The 16,639-nt window shown below is 69.0% G+C and carries 13 protein-coding genes and 2 pseudogenes; 2 read left to right on the top strand and 13 right to left on the bottom strand.

The window, feature by feature from the left end; all coding sequences use genetic code 11:
* Positions 1-307 precede the first annotated feature (307 nt).
* The 4 genes from AB0A61_RS38860 to AB0A61_RS38875 all read right to left on the bottom strand — a co-directional run bounded on the left by AB0A61_RS38860 (position 308) and on the right by AB0A61_RS38875 (position 3,738).
* Positions 308-1,423, bottom strand: a complete 1,116-nt coding sequence (locus tag AB0A61_RS38860) for a MerR family transcriptional regulator (protein WP_361303719.1) — start codon at positions 1,421-1,423, stop codon at positions 308-310.
* A complete protein-coding gene (locus tag AB0A61_RS38865; RefSeq protein WP_361303722.1) occupies positions 1,408-1,782 on the bottom strand; it encodes a hypothetical protein in 375 nt (124 codons plus the stop codon). Before AB0A61_RS38865 ends, AB0A61_RS38860 begins: the two co-directional genes overlap by 16 nt.
* A gap of 79 nt (positions 1,783-1,861) precedes the next feature.
* On the bottom strand, positions 1,862-2,545 hold the full coding sequence (locus AB0A61_RS38870) for a response regulator transcription factor (RefSeq protein WP_361303725.1): 684 nt from the start codon (positions 2,543-2,545) through the stop codon (positions 1,862-1,864).
* On the bottom strand, positions 2,542-3,738 hold the full coding sequence (locus AB0A61_RS38875) for a histidine kinase (RefSeq protein ID WP_361303728.1): 1,197 nt from the start codon (positions 3,736-3,738) through the stop codon (positions 2,542-2,544). The genes AB0A61_RS38870 and AB0A61_RS38875 overlap by 4 nt, the downstream gene beginning before the upstream one ends.
* A 142-nt stretch (positions 3,739-3,880) precedes the next feature.
* On the opposite strand from AB0A61_RS38875, the gene AB0A61_RS38880 reads away from it, so the two are divergent.
* Positions 3,881-5,083, top strand: a complete 1,203-nt coding sequence (locus AB0A61_RS38880; protein WP_361303731.1) for an alpha/beta hydrolase — start codon at positions 3,881-3,883, stop codon at positions 5,081-5,083.
* A 28-nt stretch (positions 5,084-5,111) separates the two neighbouring features.
* Here the strand turns inward: AB0A61_RS38880 and AB0A61_RS38885 are convergent, their stop codons facing one another.
* The gene (locus AB0A61_RS38885; protein ID WP_361303734.1) at positions 5,112-5,912 is read right to left on the bottom strand and encodes an IS630 family transposase; all 801 of its coding nucleotides are present in this window, start codon (positions 5,910-5,912) and stop codon (positions 5,112-5,114) included.
* 140 nt (positions 5,913-6,052) lie between these two features.
* Between AB0A61_RS38885 and AB0A61_RS38890 the strand changes: the two are divergent.
* Positions 6,053-6,927 (top strand): annotated as a pseudogene (locus tag AB0A61_RS38890) (IS110 family transposase).
* A 1-nt stretch (position 6,928) separates the two neighbouring features.
* Here AB0A61_RS38890 and AB0A61_RS38895 read toward each other — a convergent pair.
* The 8 genes and pseudogenes from AB0A61_RS38895 to AB0A61_RS38930 form a co-directional block, all read right to left on the bottom strand.
* Positions 6,929-7,129: pseudogene (locus tag AB0A61_RS38895) on the bottom strand (transposase); the annotation flags it as partial.
* Positions 7,130-7,223: 94 nt separating this feature from the next.
* The gene (locus AB0A61_RS38900) at positions 7,224-7,640 is read right to left on the bottom strand and encodes a hypothetical protein (protein WP_361303737.1); all 417 of its coding nucleotides are present in this window, start codon (positions 7,638-7,640) and stop codon (positions 7,224-7,226) included.
* Positions 7,641-7,972: 332 nt separating this feature from the next.
* Positions 7,973-8,350 (bottom strand): hypothetical protein, encoded by a 378-nt coding sequence (locus AB0A61_RS38905; RefSeq protein WP_361303740.1) that lies wholly within the window; start codon positions 8,348-8,350, stop codon positions 7,973-7,975.
* 552 nt (positions 8,351-8,902) lie between these two features.
* Positions 8,903-11,686: an alkaline phosphatase family protein gene (locus AB0A61_RS38910; protein WP_361303743.1), complete on the bottom strand. Its 2,784-nt coding sequence runs from the start codon at positions 11,684-11,686 to the stop codon at positions 8,903-8,905.
* 4 nt (positions 11,687-11,690) lie between these two features.
* Complete coding sequence (locus AB0A61_RS38915) at positions 11,691-13,049, bottom strand: ABC transporter permease (protein ID WP_361303746.1); 1,359 nt, start codon at positions 13,047-13,049, stop codon at positions 11,691-11,693.
* A complete protein-coding gene (locus tag AB0A61_RS38920) occupies positions 13,046-13,987 on the bottom strand; it encodes an ABC transporter ATP-binding protein (RefSeq protein WP_361303749.1) in 942 nt (313 codons plus the stop codon). Before AB0A61_RS38920 ends, AB0A61_RS38915 begins: the two co-directional genes overlap by 4 nt.
* A 327-nt stretch (positions 13,988-14,314) precedes the next feature.
* Positions 14,315-15,025, bottom strand: a complete 711-nt coding sequence (locus AB0A61_RS38925) for a hypothetical protein (RefSeq protein ID WP_361303752.1) — start codon at positions 15,023-15,025, stop codon at positions 14,315-14,317.
* A gap of 175 nt (positions 15,026-15,200) precedes the next feature.
* Complete coding sequence (locus AB0A61_RS38930) at positions 15,201-16,637, bottom strand: MFS transporter (RefSeq protein WP_361303755.1); 1,437 nt, start codon at positions 16,635-16,637, stop codon at positions 15,201-15,203.
* Between the last annotated feature and the right edge of the window lie 2 nt (positions 16,638-16,639).

A 16,639-nucleotide genomic window follows, 5' to 3' on the forward strand; every position in this document is an offset into this window, starting at 1 on the left:
GTACGTCCAGTACGAGGACTTCCGGCCGGCACGCCGAGAGCACGCACCGGACGTCACTCCTTGACGGGCGAACGTTGCCTGCCGGGGCACTAGGAGCTGGCCAGATGACCTGCGTGGCAGCGGTTTGCCCGTGGTAGCGCGCTCCGAGGGTCTCTTATGCGGCTGATTGGCTGGACCGACTGGTCCATGCTCGACCTGTACGGCGAGGACTCCAGGTCGAGCGCGCCTTCGAGGCCAAGCGTCGCTGCGGCAACGTCTATTGATTCCGGCGGTTCGGCTCCTTTGCGGCGTTCTCGCGCACGATGGTTCAGGCTACGAGTAGGCGCAGGCCCAGCTCTGCCGCGTCGAGGGCGACGAGGTCCCGGTTGCGTTCGGCCCACCGGCCCGAGGAAAGGTCGTCGCGAAGGCTGTCTACCGCCCGCTGCTCGGCCTGGGGCCCGACTCTGGACCATACCGATACCGCGCGGCGCACACGTTCGTCCAGGTAGGCATCGGGTCGGCGCCAGTGGGCCTCGAAGAAGCCGTCCGCGCAGTCCCACGGGATGAGCACCGGCTCCGCGCGGCCTCCGATCGCGCGGGTCATGTCGGCCAGTGAAGGCCAGCCGACGAGTAGGTCAGCGAACTCAGGCAGGTAGTCGCGGGTGAGCCAGAACCGCTGAAGCCAGCCGGTCGTACTGGCGTCGTATGTGAACACCACCACGCGGCGGGCCACCCGCCGCATCTCGCGCAGCCCGCCAACCGGGTCCGGCCAGTGATGAACGGTGCTGACCGCCATCGCGGCGTCGAAGGACTGGTCGGCGAACGGCAGGCGCTCCGCACTGGCGGCCACGCACGGCGCCGCACCCGCGGGACGCTGCGCCCGCATCACCGCCGACGGCTCCACCGCCGTGACCTCGCGGTCCGGGGGCTCATAGGAGCCGGTGCCGGCCCCGATGTTCAGTACCGTCCGGGCGTCCCCGAGCGCATCCCATATCCTCGCGGCGATCCGAGGCTCGGTGCGCCGCGTCGCCGGGTAAGCAGACCCGATGGCTTCATACAACTGCGCGCCGAACACTTTCAGTTGGTCCTCCGGCGTCGTTTTGATCCCCAAGGCTCGTGCCTCCAGTTCCTTGTCGATGGCCGTCACCATGGCGGCAGCGCGGTCGCGCTGTTCCTGAAGCAGGCCGCGCAGCCGGCGCAGGTGCGCGACAGCGTCGGTGGCCGGGTCGTCCACCAGCTCCGCGATCGCGCGCAATCCGAAGCCCAGCCGCCGGTAGCCGAGCACCTCCCGCAGCCGCTCCACGTCGCTCGCCGAGTAGGCCCGGTACCCGGCCGCGGTCCGCGCAGACGGTCGCACGAGGCCGATCTTGTCGTAGTGATGCAGCGTGCGGACACTCACACCGGCCAGCTCGGCCACGCGTCCCACGGTCAGGTGTTCCTCCACGCAACCGACAATGCGGCATGACGCCACGTGAGGGTCAACCGCTTCAGTCCTGGTGCCGCGCGTGGTTCCACCGCCGCGCCGACCAGTAGCTTCGCCCGGTCTGCCAGCCGGTTCAGCTTCGCCCGCAGCGGCTCCAGCTTGCCGCGTACCTCGACCGGCAGGCCAAGCACCTCCCCGACCGTCCGGACTGTGACCGGCCCGGCCGCGTCGCGCACGATAGTCAGCAGCCGTTGGTAGTCCGCCGGCAGCGCGTCCGGACCGAGGTCGGCGGCACGGGCCGGGATCAGCAGCACCGACCGGCCGCCCACCCGGGCCTCCGGCGGCGCCGGCGCGAGCGACAGATACTCCCCGAAGCCCAATCCTGCTGCGACCAGGGGTGTGCCGGCGCATCTGGAACGCGGCGGACTCGTGGTCGCGATCGTTCTTCTGATTCTGCCTCTACCGTCTACGCGGCACGAGTCCGGTTTCGAAGGCGATGATCGCCAGGTGGACGCGGTCTCGCGCCTCGAGCTTGGCGAACAGACGCGCGACATGGGTCTTCGCGGTCGCCGCGCTGATCACCAGCCGCTCGGCTATCTCAGTGTTCGACAGTCCCTGTCCGACCAGTGCCAGCACCTCGCGCTCCCGGTCCGTGATCCCCGCGATGGGACTCGAGTCCGCGGCGGGCCCGGCGTCCGGTTCGGGGGCCGCGGGGCCGGACGTTCCGGCGAAGTCCGCGATCAGCCGTCGGGTCACGCTCGGCGCGATCAGCGCGTCGCCCGCGGCCACCACGCGGATCGCTTCCAGGATCGCGTCCAGGGCCATGCTCTTGAGCAGGAATCCGCTGGCGCCGGCGCGCAGTGCGCCGTAGACGTACTCGTCGTGGTCGAAGGTTGTCAGCACCAAGACCTTGGGCGGGTCCGGTTCGGCGGTCGCCTGTCGGGTCGACTCGATCCCGTTCATGCCCGGCATCCGGATGTCCATCACCACGACGTCCGGCCGCAGTTCACGCACCAGGCGTACCGCCTCGCGGCCGTCGCTGGCCTGGCCGACCACCTCCAGGTCGTCGGTGTCGCCGATCAGGATCGCGAGCCCGACCAGCATCAGCGGCTGGTCGTCGACCAGCAGCACCCGCACGCTCATGCCGGGAGGCTCGCCGTCACCCGGAATCCGCCCTCCGGACGCTGGCCGGCGCTGAACTGGCCGGACAGCAACGTCACTCGCTCGCGCATGCCGAGCAGGCCGAAGCCGCTCCCGCCGACCGCGGAGTGCCTCGGACGGCCCGGCCCGCCGGAACCGTCGTCCCCGTCGTCCACCACCTCGATCGTCACCCCTTCCGGCTCGTAACCGACCGCGACCCGGCACGTTCGCGCCCCGGAATGCCGCACCACGTTGGTCACCGACTCCTGGATGATCCGGAATGCCGACAGTTCGATCTCCGGCGGCAGTGGACGCTGCTCGCCCTGCCAGGTCACGTGGACCCGCACCCCGGCGTCGGCCGTGCGTTCGGCGAGTAGCGGGACGTCGGCCAGGCTGCCGGCCGGCGCCAGCGGAGCGGCCTGCGGCATGGCGTCGTCCGGCTCGGCGCTGCGTAGCGCCCCGAGCATGCGCTGCAGCCCGAGCAGCGTCTCCCGGCTGGTGGTCTCGATGCCGCACAGCGCCTGCCGCGTCTGCTCGGGCTTGGTCTGAACGACCCGCGCCGCCGCTCCCGACAGCACCGTGATGATCCCGATGCTGTGCGCGACACTGTCGTGCAGTTCGCGGGCGATCCGCAGCCGCTCGGTCACGACGGCGCGGGCCGCCCTCTGCTCGTGCAGGGCTTCGAGGTATTCACGGCGTTTGCGATACACCCCCCCGAAGACCCACGCGACCGCGAACCACAACGCGAGCCCCCCGGCCCACTGGGCCGCGTCGCCGACGGACTGCCCGCGGTCGTGGATGTCGTTGACGAACGCGGCCGCGACGCCCGCGACGGAGCCGACGGCGGCAGCCTTCGGCCGCCGGGCGGCGAGGTACCCGCCCAAGGCGACGAGCAGGACGAACACGATCATGGGCCGCGCGCCGAAGGCGTCGCCGAGGACCGATTCGCCCAGGACCGCCGCGAAGACCGCCGCCGGCAGACGGCGCACCAGCAGAACCGGAAGGGCGAGCACGACGCACAGACCCAGCATCTGGAAGCCCCCGAGGTCGGGAAACCGGAACAGGCCGTACTCAGGGGTCGGCATCGTCAAGGGGAGCATCAGCGCGTACAAGCCGGCGGTGGCCAGCACCACGGCCTGTGACATCAGCCAGGTCACGCGCTTCGATGTCGACAGACGCTGGAGAAGCTGTTCCATACAGAGATCGTATTCAGTGGCGTCGGCTCTGCGCGTCGCCCCGGGGATGTACGCCGGATACGCCCCCGGGCCGATGGCCTGGGAAGAGGTGACATCCGCCGGCCGACGCGGTGGATCGCGGTCCGTACCTAGCGTCGATCCCATGAAACGCAATCGCCGTATCAGCGCTGTCGCGGTGCTGGCGCTCGCCGCCCTCGTCACCGGAACCGGCGCCGGGTTCGCCGCCACGACCACACCGTCGGCCACACCGGTGGCCACGCACGCGTTCGACACCGCACCGGCCACGGCCACCGCGCCCACGCGGTCCTTCCAAGGCACGCTCCCCGCGCCGACCGGCCCCTACGCCGCCGGCGAGGACGTCATCCACCTCACCGACGCGAGCCGTCCCGACCCGTGGGTGCCGTCATCCGGTCCCCGCCAACTGACCGTCACGATGGTCTACCCGGCCGTCCCCGGGACCGGGACTCCGGCCCCTTATATGACCCTCGCCGAGGCAGCCGGAGCCATCCAGCACCGGAAGATGCCGGCGAGCTCCGGCGTCACCCCACAGAACCTTTCCAGCGTCACCACTCACGCCTTCGACGGCGCGCGGCCGCAGCGCGGCAAGCATCCGCTGGTGGTCCTCTCACCCATGTTCGAGGACCCGCGCATGACGCTCACCTCGCTCGCGACCGACCTGGCCAGTCACGGCTACGTCGTCGCGCTCGTCGGCCACACCTACGAGGACAGCGGCGAGACGCTGGCCAACGGCCAGACGCCGCCGTGCGCGATCTGCGATGACCCGGCGCGGCTCGCCTCCGTCACCGCCAGCCGCGCGCTGGACGTGTCCTTCGTGATCGACCAGTTGACGCATGGCAATACCGCGTGGCGCCTGGCACACCTCATCGACAAGCACGAGATCGGCATGGCCGGACACTCCATCGGCGGAGCGGCGGCCGCCGCCACGATGATCGCCGACCCGCGAGTACGGGCCGGAGTGAACATGGACGGCACCTTCAAACCGGCCCCGATGCCCGGCCAGATCAACCGGCCATTCCTCATGCTGGGTGCGGCCGCCTACCACTCGGCCGGCGTCGACGACGACAAGTGGGGGCAGACCTGGGCCGCCCTGGGCGGCTACAAGAAGTGGCTGACGGTCGCCGGCGCCGACCACACCAGCTTCAGCGACCTGGACATGCTTCTGGAGGAGGCCGGGTTCCCGACGCCGCCCCTCTCCCCGGAACGCGGGGTGGTGATCACCCGCGAGTACGTGACAGCGTTCTTCGACCAGACGCTGAAGGGGATCCACACTCCGCTGCTGGACGGCCCCTCGCCGAACAATCCGGAAGTACTCTTCCAGCCCTAGTGCAGCGCCGCGTTGATCCTTCGGGGGTTCATGCGGCTTTGAGTGGCTGCCGTCGTAGGTCCAGCGGTAGGGCTTGGCGTCGTGTTCGTCGTAGGCCAAGACGAAGGTGTCGATGGCCGCGGCCAGTTCGTCGCGGGAGGCGAACTGGCCGCGGCGTAGTAGACGTCGGGTCGGGGTGGAGAAGAACAGCTCGACTTGGTTGAGCCGGCTGGCATTGTTTGGGGGTGTGGTGGATGTTGAAGCGGGGACGGGTGGCCAGCCAGGCCTTCGTCTTCTTCGCGACGTGGGATGAGCCGTTGTCTATGACCAAGTGGATGCTGGTGCCGGCGGGGATGGACTCGTTGAGTTGGCGTAGGAAGCCGATGAAGGTGTCGGCGTTGTTGCGGTCGATGCGCTCGGTGAGGACTTGGCCGGTGTGGACGTTCAGGGCAGCGATGATTGAGACGGTGCCGTGGCGGATGTACTCGAACTCCCGGCGGGTGCGCTGCCCGGGGCGGCCGGGCTGGTCGGGGTGTTTGCGGGAGCGTGCGGTGATCCCGGTCTTCTCATCCACGCTGATCACCACCGCGTTCGCAGGGCAGGTGCGGTAGAGCGCGCACACGTCAGCGGCACGGGTGAAGAACTCCGGGTCGGCTGGTCGGGTCAGCCAGCCGCGCACCAGGTGCGGCTTGAGATCGACGCAGGCCAGGATCCGTCCGACCTGGGAGGCGGAGACCGCCAGGCCAGGCCCGTAGAGGTCACAGACAGTCGGCCCGATGCGCGCGGCCCGGATGTTCGTCAAAACCTGGCGGATCCTCACCAAACTCCGCACCGATCCCGCCCGCGCCACCAACCTCCTACGCGCCCTGCTCGTCTTGGCGAACCTCGTAGTCAACCGATCAAGGCCCGGGACAGCCGCCCACCAACTGCACGAACACCTACGAACCCTGCCACACCACCACGGCTGATCAGCCATTTTCAAGATGGTGGATCTTCATTGACGCCGGCAAGGGGCATCAACTGGGCAGTTGCCGTCGACGAAGATGGCCAAGCGCTCTTCTCTCGCAAAGTGATCAACGACGAGAACGAGATCCTCCGGCTCATCGCGGTCGCCTGCGAAGCGGGTCTCGAAGTGCGCTGGGCCGTGGACATCTCCGGCCGGACTTCCACACTCCTTCTGGCTCTGCTCATCGCCCATGGTCAGCAAGTCGTCTATGTTCCCGGTCGCACGGTGAACCGGATGTCTGGCGCCTACCGCGGCGAGGGCAAGACGGATGCGAAGGATGCCCTGGTCATTGCCGACCAAGCCCGCATGCGCCGGGATTTCGACACCCTGAGCACGCCCCCTGAGCTGGTCTCCACGCTCCAGTTGCTCACCAACCACCGGGCCGATCTGATCGCCGACCGCGTGCGGTTGGTCAATCGTCTGCGGGACCTCCTCGTGGGAATCGGCCCTGTTCTGGAACGCGCCTTCGATTACTCCGGGGCGAAAGGGCCCGTCATCATGCTGACGCGCCCAGTTCGTAGCCATCGTCGGCGATCCGTCCGGTCATAGAGACGCTGGCCGCCTTGCCTCTCACGCCGGCTTGGCTCCCGTCCCCCGTGATTCTGGCCGCAGAAGCGGCAACTACCACCGGCCCAAGCGCTACCACCGCCGTCTGCGCTGGCTGTTTTACATGTCCGCGCAGACCGCCATGATGCGGCCGGGACCCTCCCGGGACTACTACCTCAAGAAGCGTGCCGAAGGGCTGGTCCACACGCAAGCGCTTCTCGCTCTGGCCCGTCGCCGCGTCGATGTCTTATGGGCAATGCTTCGAGACCAGAGGAAGTTCGCAACCATCCCACCGGTCACACAACCGCGTTGACACGATCATTGAAACTCTTCCACGGTCCGAACCGCTCCGGCAGGTCACGCCATTGAACGCCGGTCCGTATCCGGTGCAGGATCCCGTCGATCACCTGCCGGTGATCACGCCACCGTCCGCACCGACCATTACTCACCGGCAGGAACGGCCTCAGCCGTTCCCACTCCGCATCCGACAGATCACCGCGTTCAACCCGCCCCATGCTCCCAACAAACGAGCAGGTCAAGCGACAGTGACATGATCGGCCTGACAGCTCCTAGAGGGTGTTGGTGCCGTGCGCCGGTCGGCGCGCGCGCTCACGGCAGGTCGTCGCGCCCCAGCCACCTGGGCTTGACAGGCACTCCGTCCGCGTACCGCTCTACCTGTTGCTCCACCGGCTCGGCCGTTGGAACAGCAGGCGCGCTCGACGCTTCCACGACCAGTTCAGGGGTGGCGGACGGATCAGAGTCCTCCAGCAACTCCGCCACCGTGAACCGAGTGACGAACGACTGCCACGCCCCGTCGATGACGAGCAGGAACCCGTCGTCCTGTCGCAGGAGCCGACGGCGCTTGGGACTTCTGGGGTGCTCGGGTAAGTGGCTCCGCGCCCGACGTTCCAGCTCCGCGAGCGCCTCCTCACGCGGTCCGGTGACATGAGCCGCCACGTGTGCCTCGGTGTGCTTGCGCTCCCCGACACCCACGGTCGTCTCGATGACCAGCCCCCACGTCGTCACGCTCTCTTCCGGGCCGCCGCCTGCCCCAGCTGCCCACCCGCCGCGCCCCGCCGACGAACCCACGTCGGCGGGGCGCGGTTGTCCACCGACCTGCTGGAGGAGATTGCACGTGCTCATTCCCCGTCCGCGCCACTGGATCGGCCGGCCCCGCCCGCAGCGTCCGGCCCTGGCTACCCGCACCGGCCGCAGCGCCTGCCTGCGCCTTGGAAGATGCGGTGACCGCCCGCACCGCGGACGCCACGAAAGTGTGCTTAATGGAGTTCACGCCCCATCACCGCGATGCACGTCGACCGCCCTGCGGTGGGCATCGTCAACGGGTACGCTGCGCCGGGCTATTTCTTGCCCTTCTCGTCGTTTTCCTTGAAGCAGACGACGAACCATTTTCCGGGGCCTGACTGAGTGAGCGAGCCGGTCGTGCCCGGGACGTCGGAGCACGAGAAGGTATCAACGACTCCGTCCTTGTCCATTTTCAGGACCTTGTAGTCGGCGTGCGGGTCAGTGCAGTCGAGCTTCTTGGTCTTCGCTTCCTTGTCCGTCCCGATGTTCTGGAAGCAGTCACCGGCCTTGAGCGTCGCGGACTGGTCCTTCGTGTCGTACGGGCCCAGGGCCCAGAGCGCCACCATGCCCGCGAGGGCAAGCACCAGACCGAGGAGGATCAGGCGGTTGCGTCGTATCTGCGCCGAGGTGTACGAGGCATTCTGGCCGCCCATTGGCGGTATTTGGGACACGGGCCGTTCCTCAGGCAGTGGGGACTTGCGAAGGCGACCACGAATCTAGCCCACCTGCCTGTACTCGTCGTTCACCGCCCCCTGTTGGTCCTGCCCGTCAACATCGGGGCTTGCTATCGACGGGCGCGGAGACAGGACTGGCAGCAAGTGCGAGCCCGTGTTCAGCACATCTACGCGTGCATGAGCTGGGAGAACGTCGACGGCGTGGCCAGCTGCGTAGAAGCCCGGGTAGTTCCTGCAGTCGTAGTGTGGTGCGGTGGGGAGCGGCTGCCGTGCGGCGGAAGGCGGTCTGCGTTCTTGCGTGCCCAGCACCACGACGCCACGACACCACGGCGCCTGGCGTCGTGTCGCCTGGGCGCCGTGGTGCTGGGCGAACAGGAAGACCTCAAGACGCCGGCCAGGGCAGGTCCGGGCCTCATCCCCGCGGGTGCGGGGAGCAGACCGAGGTCCCGGATCTGCCTCTTCCTCACGGCTTTCCGAAGAGGCCCCTGGCCGGCGGTGGCGTCGGCCAGGGGCCGAGGCGATCAGCCTGCGTCAGTCGTCGGACTCCGACGACGGGATGTAGGCGCCAGGCACGTCATTCGGCGCGAAGATCTTGTTCTCGCCGGGGTACGGCTTGGTCCAGTCGTGCGTCTCGTACCACGTGAGGTGGTTCATCTGCGCGGGGTTGGCGAAGTCGGGCACGGCGTTGGGTCCGGTCAGCCGCTGGTGCGACTTCCAGGCCTTCCACTGCGCCGCAACCTTCTGCTCGGCCGCCGGCACCTTTACGGACGTCGGCGCGGGCGCCGCCTTGGCGTCCTGCGGCGCCGGGGTGTCCGAGCCGCAGGGCGGCTGGGTGCTCAGGCCGAGGGTCAGCGAGGTCCGGTTGGGCACCGCCTTGAACGGCGTGTTGTTCGCCCTGTGGGTGAACGCCCCGAACATCGGGGTGGCCGCGCTGTCCTTCTGGTTCATCGGGTGGATCCCGAGGATCTGCTCGATGGTGCGGATCATCGTGATCTGCGAGTAGTAGTGGTTGTCGACCTTGCCGTGCCGGGCCCAGGGGCTGATGACCTGGATCGGGGCACGGTGGCCGTCGATGTGGTCGAGGCCGTTCTGGGAGTCGTCCTCGACGACGAAGATCGCCGAGTCCTTCCAGTACTTGCTGTGCGAGATCTCGTCGACCATCTTGCCGACCGCGAGGTCGTTGTCCGCGACCTCGGCGGCCGGGCTCGCAGGACCGCCCGTGTGGTCGTTGGAGAACCAGAACATGTTCAGGTTCGCCGGACCGTTCTTCTCGAAGTCCTGCTTCCAGATCTGTTCCTTGTAGACGTCCGGGACGTTGAGGTCGAACAGCGGGAAGCCGGGCACCGACACCTTGTTCAGCGACGGGATCGCCGAGCCCGTCTGAATGGGGTAGGCGGTCTTCTGCCCGGTCGCCTCCATGTTCTTCGCGTCGCAGTACAGATTCTGCCAGGTCGCGCCGGCCGGCTTGCTCTCGATCGACTGGAACTCACCGTAGTCCTTGACGGACTTGCCGGCCGCCTGCGCACCGCTCCAGATGAACCCGGACTTCTGGTGTCCGAGAACGTCGTCCTCGGTGTCGTAGCTGCGCGTGTACTCACCGGCCGAGGACTCGGTGTACTCCGGATTGTCGGACTGCATCAGCCAGTTGTGGCCCTCGGCGGAGTTCGTGCCGACGTCGTAGAAGTTGTCGTACAGCCCGAACTGCTGCGCCAGCGCGTGCTGGTTCGGCGTCACATTCTCGCCGAACTGCGTGAGCGACGAGTTGCCGCTGCCCTGCGGCATGTCACCGAAGACCTGGTCGTAGGTCCGGTTCTCCTTGACGAGCAGGAAGACGTGCTTGATCGTCGAGGGCTCGCCGAGCCGCACGGGGACCGGCACCGGCCGCGCCGTGCTCCTGCCCTGGGTCAGCTTGACCGAGCCGGGGGTCCAGCCGTTCTGCTTGAAGACCTTGGCCGTCTCGGCCCGGATGACGCTGTCGTCCGGCAGCGTGAACTGCGTCAGGCTCGACGTGGTGTCGTGGGTGCCGTGGCCGGCGCTGTCGGGGCGGCGGGCGTCGATACCACGGGTGTTGGAGACGACCACGTTCTTGCCCACGGTGGTGATCTCGGCGGGGAAGTAGTCCGTCGGCAGCAGGCCGACGTAGCTTGCCGGCTCCTGCGGGGAGGTGTACCGGTAGACGGCGACCGCGTTGGCACGGCCGAGCGTCACCAGCAGGTGGCCGTCGTCGGTGAGCGTCACCGCGTCGGGCTCGTAGCCGACCGACGCCTCCGGCCACGGCTGGGTGGAGATGGTCTGCACGACCTTGTCGTTGGCGGTGTTGATGACCGACACGTTGTTGTCGGCGGTGTTGGTGACGAACACCGCGCCCTTCTTGGCGTACACCGCGGTCGGGTGCAGACCGACGTCGATGCTTCCGACGGCGGCGTTGGAGTATCCCCTGCTCGAAGAGCTTGGGGAAGGGTTCGCCAGGTTGATGACGCTGACCGTGCCGGTGGTGGCGGCACCGGTGTTGGGGTTGGCCGGCACCTGGGTGCCGTAGGAGTTCATCGTGGTGTCGCCGGCTTTGGCCGGACGCCCGCCCTCGTTGCTGACGTAGAGCTTGTTGCCGACCATGGCCATGCCGCGGGGGGCGTTGCCCACGGCCCAGCTCTGCTTGATGGTGCCGGTCGCCGCGTCGATGGCGACCACCCGGTTCTGGCCGTTGACCGCGGAGTACACGGTGGAGCCGTCGGCCGAGAACACCGCCGCACCCACCAGTGCGCGCTTGGAGCCGTCGGCCGGGATCGAGATGGTACTCGGGTTGGAGAGGGTGCCGTCCGGGTTCACGGTGAACTTGGTGTAGCCGTCGCTCTGGCCCAGCCACAGCTGCGAGCCGTCGGGCGAGTACGTCGGGCCCTCCCGGCCGACGGAGCCGCTCTTGATGCGCAGGTCGTCCGCCGCGTTGGTGCCGACCTTCTGCTTCACCTGTCCGGTCTTGAGGTCCATGATGACCAGTGCCGCGTCACCGTCGGCGACCGCGGCCGCGATCGTGCTGCCGTCCGGGCTGACCGAGGACGACATGATCTTGCCGTCGTTGATGACGGTGCGACTGCCGTACGGGGCGATGTACTGGTCGGCGGAGACGACCTGGCCGTCTGCGGTGACCTGGCCGACCTGCTGGGTGCCGAACTGGCGCGTCTGGGCGACAGCGGTGCCCGTGACGGCGAGGGCGACAGTGATGCCCGTCGTAACCAGCAAGGTCCGGCGGCCGACACGTCTACCGAAAAGGCTGATCTGCCCCTTCTCGCCAATCCGACGCTGCCGTGTTACCTGCATGGATTCATCCCTTCGGGGTGGTGTCGAGCAGTTCGACGTTCCCGTCGAACTGCCAAAGGGGGTTCGGGGCGTCCCCGGTGGGGGTACGGACCAGGAAGTAGCCGTTCACTTCCTTCGGTCCGTCGCCGTCGGCCACGAACCGCCCGTCTGAGGCGACGTCAAGCTGATAGACGGCCGTCCCCACGACCGTGACGCCGGGGAGATGCCAAGAGACGACGCAGCGCCAGTCGTTGCCCGGCCCCTGGGCCGCGGCCTGGCCGTCGCTCTTGTTGCACGCCGCCGTGACCCGCAGTTGCGCTTCGGTGACGGCGGGGCGGTGGAGTTGCTGGGTCTGCGTGCGGTAGAGGTGGGCGAATGACGTGGCGACCGATCGCTGGACCTTGTCCTGCTCGATTCCGGAGCCCATCGACGGGGTCGCCGCGGCGACCACCGCGACGGTAAGGGCCGCCAGCGCGACCAGCGGCAGTAGTCCGGTGGTGATCGCGCCGCGCCCGGAACCGTCGTGGGCCAGGTTGGTGAAGTCGCGCCGGAGGAAAAGGAGGTACGCAAGCGCTGTCGCGAGCACGGCCCACACCAGGCTGACCGCGACGCCGATCAGCAGCGGGCCGAGCTGCGCCGGGCTGGTGAACAGACCGTTCCAGGAGATGAAGGCGTAGCCGGGCAGGGCGAGGCGCACGGCGACGGGCAGCGGCAGCATCTGGGCGACCTGCATCGCGAGCGCGACGAGCGAGGGCAGCAGCAGCCCCATCGGGGACCGCCGCAGCGCGACCGACCCGAGGAGTCCGATCGCGGCGAGGGCCAGGGTCGGGGCGAGGGCGCAGACCCAGGCGAGCAGGACCTTGACGGCGGCGTCCCCCGGTGTCAGCAGGTGGCCGTCGAGGCCGACCAGCGGCTGGTTGCCGACCGCCACGACCCCGCCGACCGTGCTGGAACAGGCCAGCCCGGCCACCAGCAGCAGGATGACGGTGAGGCTGGCCAGTGCCTTCGCTGCGAAGATCCGTCGCGGCGACCGGACCGCCACAAGCAGGTGGCGCCAGGTGCCGAGCCGGTCCTCGGAGGCGAACACGTCGCCGGCGACCACCGAGGTCAGCAGCGGGAGCGCCCAGGTGCCCGCGAAACCGAGCATCACCAGCGGCCCGGCCCACCCCGTGGCGTGCATCCACCGGCCGAAGAGGGTGTCGACGGGGAGGGTGCTCTGCTGGCTCACCGCGGCGGCGAAGACCGCCGGCGCGATCCAGCAGCCGAGGACCAGCAGGCGGACCCGCCATTGCGAGACCAGCTTGACCAACTCGAAGCGGTAGCCGCGCGGCACCGAGACGGGGCGGGAAGCGGCAACGTTGTCGTCGGCGATGATCGCGGTCATCGGCCGGCCTCCCTCTGCTCGGTGAGGGCGAGAAACGCCGCTTCGAGCGGCGACACCACGGGGGCGAGCTCGCGCAACGCGATGCCCGCGTGCACGAGTTGCGCCACGAGTTCGTCCAGGGCGGGCACCAACGCGCGCACGACGAGCACCTCGGTCTCGTTCCGTGCCCCGGCGTCGTCGACGATCCGGATCCCGGCTACGTCGACAGCCAGCCGGCGGGCGGCCGGCGGGTCGGACGTGCGCAGGCGGTAGTCGAGTTCACGGTTATCGGCGGCCAGCTTGCCCAACGGGCCGGAGAAGACGACCCGTCCGGTGGCGACGATGGTGACCTCGGAGCACAGCGCCTCGAGGTCGTCCATACGGTGGCTGGAGAGCACGACGCTGGTTCCGTCCGCCGCGAGCCGGGTGAGGACACCGTGCACGTGTCTTTTGCCGGCCGGGTCGAGACCGTTGGAAGGTTCGTCCAGCACGAGCAGCCGGGGCCTGGTGAGCAGGGCGGCGGCGAGCCCGAGCCGCTGACGCATACCGAGGGAGAAGCCGCGGGCCTGGTCGTCGGCGACATCGGTGAGCCCGACCTGGTCGAGCACGTCGCCGACCCCCGCTGTCCGCGCGTCGTGGCCGCGGAGAGCGGCCAGCGCGGTGAGGTTCTGCCTGGCGGTGAGCGAGGGGTAGAGACCGGGTCCGTCCACGAAGCCGGCGACACCGTCGGGAGCAGCGAGTGCCCGCCTGACCGGTGTACCCAGGATGTCGAGGCGGCCGCTGTCGGCAATGGCCAGGCCCAGCAGGAGACCGAGCAATGTCGTCTTGCCGGCGCCGTTCGGTCCCACCAAGCCGTGGATCTGCCCCTGCGCCACATCCAGATCGACACCGTCGAGTGCGACGACGTCGCCGAAACACTTGGTGATCCCGCGAGCCCGGACTGCCAGGAGTGCGTCCATGAGTCCCTTCCTTCACAACCCTCAGGGACCTTAGGGACGGCACACAACGCAGGCACAGACGGCCGGTTGAACGCTCATGGAACGGATCGTCAAGGCGTCGGCAAGTCCGCCTGCACAAAATAGCCAGCACCCAGCCAGACTTGGGCAACCCTCGGAGGCACCGAGTCCGAACGAAGTGCCGAGGCCGCCATTCGGTGCGCTACCGGGCACCACGCGCGGGCCTGCGGCGCGCTGTGCAGCGCTGCAACAGCGCCGAAGACGGCCGAGCAACAGCGCCGAGGACGGCCGGTGCGGCGACACCCCTGATGCCCAGCCGCACTTGCCTGCCTACCGCGAGATCCCCCGCAGACGAACAGCAGACCGCGCCACCCACGTGCGGCCCGCCACAGGGACGGCCGGGCGCGGGGCCGGCACCGCCCGTTTCCCACCGGGCGTCACCGCAGCGCCACTGCTCCGCTTCCAACGGGCCGCGTCCTGGAGAGCGGGACGGAAGGTCCTTGACCGGGCCGTGTTCTTCACCGACTCGCTCATTGTGCTGCTGCAGGCGACCACCGTCGTCGCCGTGTCGTGCGGCCGGGCCGCCACGGCCGTCGCCCCGCCCGCGACGACCGCGAGCGCGGCCGCTCCGGCGGCGGCCTTCCATCCGCTGCGCTGTACCCGGCCGAGCAGCGTCAGGGCCCGCGCGGGCGCGTCGAGGGCCGCCGTCGCGGTGAAGGGGAACAACAGCGCGAGCAGCGTGGTGAGTTCGGCGAGTCTGCGGCGGCCGCGCTCCTCCCAGCCGGCGCCGTACCCCTCGGCGGCGGACCGTTCCAGGTCGGCGAGGAAGTCCTCGATGCCCGGCCGGTCCGCCGGCTCCTTGGCCAGTCCCCTGCGCAGCAGTCCGCGTACCGGCGCGGGTACGTCGTCCAGGGGGGCGGGGGCCCGCAGGTGCTGCAGACGCAGGGCGGTCACGTCGTCGCCGGTGAACGGGCGGCGCCCGGTCAGGCACTCGTGGAACACGGCGGCCGCCGCGTACACGTCGCTCGGTGGAACCACCACGAAGGATCATGTTGCCCATCGTGGCGATGAGAATTGCCACCGCGTCTGAATGGGGCGTCTCTCATTCGTGCTTTTCTCTGTGATGACCGTCGAGTAGAAGTGGCATGCCGCCTGCCCCCGATAGCGACGTGATTCCTTTCGGGAGTGGCGCAGTTTTACGTCCGCATGTCGTGCATCAGGCCGCCGGTCGGCGTGCCGCGGGCTGTGGGGTGGATTCGGGGTGGAAGCGGCCGTCGATGGCTATGGGTGGTGGTGAGGCGACCGCGGTGAGCGGGGCGCTCGCTCGGGCAGTGCGGGAGCGTGCGGTGATCACGGCCGACAGGCTGATGGCGGCCACGGCGGAGATCGCGCCGCCGAGGATGAGGCTGAAGCGGGCGCCGAGGGTGTCGGATACCAGGCCGACCAGAGGGGCGCCGACCGGGGTGCCCCCGAGCAGGACGAGGAGGTAGACGGAGACGATGCGGCCGCGCATGCTCGGGTCGGCATTCAGCTGGGTCATGGCGTTGGCGGTGGTCATCACGGTCACGGAAGCGAGCCCGGTGGGTACGAGTACGAGCAGGAAGGTGGCGTAGCCGGGCATGAGGCCGGCCAGGGCCTCCAGCGCTCCGAAGACGACCGTGGCGGTGACCAGGCGGCGGGCGGTGGGAGGTTTTCGTTTGCCGGCTCCTCGGAGCGCACCGACGAGGCTGCCGATGGCGTAGGCAGCGGACAGGTATCCGAAAGCGGCGGAGCCCGAGTTGAAGACGGTTGTGGCGATCAGGGAGATGGTGACCTGGAAGTTGAAGCCGAAGGTGCCGACGAAGGCGATGACCGTGATCGGCAGCAGCAGTTCGGGGCTGGCGCGGATGGCTCGGAAGGCGTCCGGCAGGCGGGTGTTCCCGCGGTTCTTCTCCTTGGGCGCGTGGAGTTCGTCGGCGCGGATGGCGATCAGGCCGTAGAGGACGGCGAGATACGAGGCCGCGTTGACCAGGAAGACGGGTCCGGTGCCCGCGGCGGCGACCGCCAGGCCCGCCACGGCCGGACCGACCGCGCGGGCGACATTGAACTGTGCCGAGTTCAGGCTGACGGCGTTGGCCAGGCGCTGCTTGTCGACGAGTTCGGAGACGAGGGCGTTGCGGGCCGGGCTGTCCAGCGCCGTGGCCGTGCCCAGCAGGAAGGCCAGCATGTACACGGCCCACAGGTTCACCGCGCCGGTGACCGTCAGGACGCCCAGGACCAGCGACTGCACTCCCATGGCGGACTGCGTGACGATCAGCAGGCGGCGTTTGGCGAACCGGTCGGCGAAGACGCCCCCGGAGAGACCGAAGAGGGTCTGAGGCAGGAACTGCAGGGCGGTGAGTATGCCGACGGCGCTGCCGCTGTTGCCGGTGAGCTGGAGGACCAATAGGTCCTGGGCGGCGCGCTGCATCCAGGTGCCGATGTTGGAGACGAGCTGCCCGATCACGTAGCGGCGGAAGTTGCGGGCCCGGAGCGTGGCGAGTGCTTCGCTCGGGGCCCGTCGCTTTCCGCCCTTGCGGACCCTGCGGTGCCGGCCGCCCATGTCGAGGGTGGCAAGTCGGGCGCGGAGGGTCTGCGTCCTGTCGCTGCTGCGGACACGGCGGTGCTTGCTCATGA

Source organism: Streptomyces sp. NPDC046197 (genome assembly GCF_040646295.1).
Lineage (GTDB): Bacteria > Actinomycetota > Actinomycetes > Streptomycetales > Streptomycetaceae > Streptomyces.

What these genes read in the sequence shown, in the direction of transcription:
- AB0A61_RS38870 (WP_361303725.1), bottom strand. Translation starts at nt 2,545, where the DNA reads ATGAGCGTGCGGGTGCTGCTGGTCGACGACCAGCCGCTGATGCTGGTC.
- AB0A61_RS38875 (WP_361303728.1), bottom strand. Translation starts at nt 3,738, where the DNA reads ATGGAACAGCTTCTCCAGCGTCTGTCGACATCGAAGCGCGTGACCTGG.
- AB0A61_RS38880 (WP_361303731.1), top strand. Translation starts at nt 3,881, where the DNA reads ATGAAACGCAATCGCCGTATCAGCGCTGTCGCGGTGCTGGCGCTCGCC.
- AB0A61_RS38905 (WP_361303740.1), bottom strand. Translation starts at nt 8,350, where the DNA reads ATGGGCGGCCAGAATGCCTCGTACACCTCGGCGCAGATACGACGCAAC.
- AB0A61_RS38910 (WP_361303743.1), bottom strand. Translation starts at nt 11,686, where the DNA reads ATGCAGGTAACACGGCAGCGTCGGATTGGCGAGAAGGGGCAGATCAGC.
- AB0A61_RS38915 (WP_361303746.1), bottom strand. Translation starts at nt 13,049, where the DNA reads ATGACCGCGATCATCGCCGACGACAACGTTGCCGCTTCCCGCCCCGTC.
- AB0A61_RS38920 (WP_361303749.1), bottom strand. Translation starts at nt 13,987, where the DNA reads ATGGACGCACTCCTGGCAGTCCGGGCTCGCGGGATCACCAAGTGTTTC.
- AB0A61_RS38930 (WP_361303755.1), bottom strand. Translation starts at nt 16,637, where the DNA reads ATGAGCAAGCACCGCCGTGTCCGCAGCAGCGACAGGACGCAGACCCTC.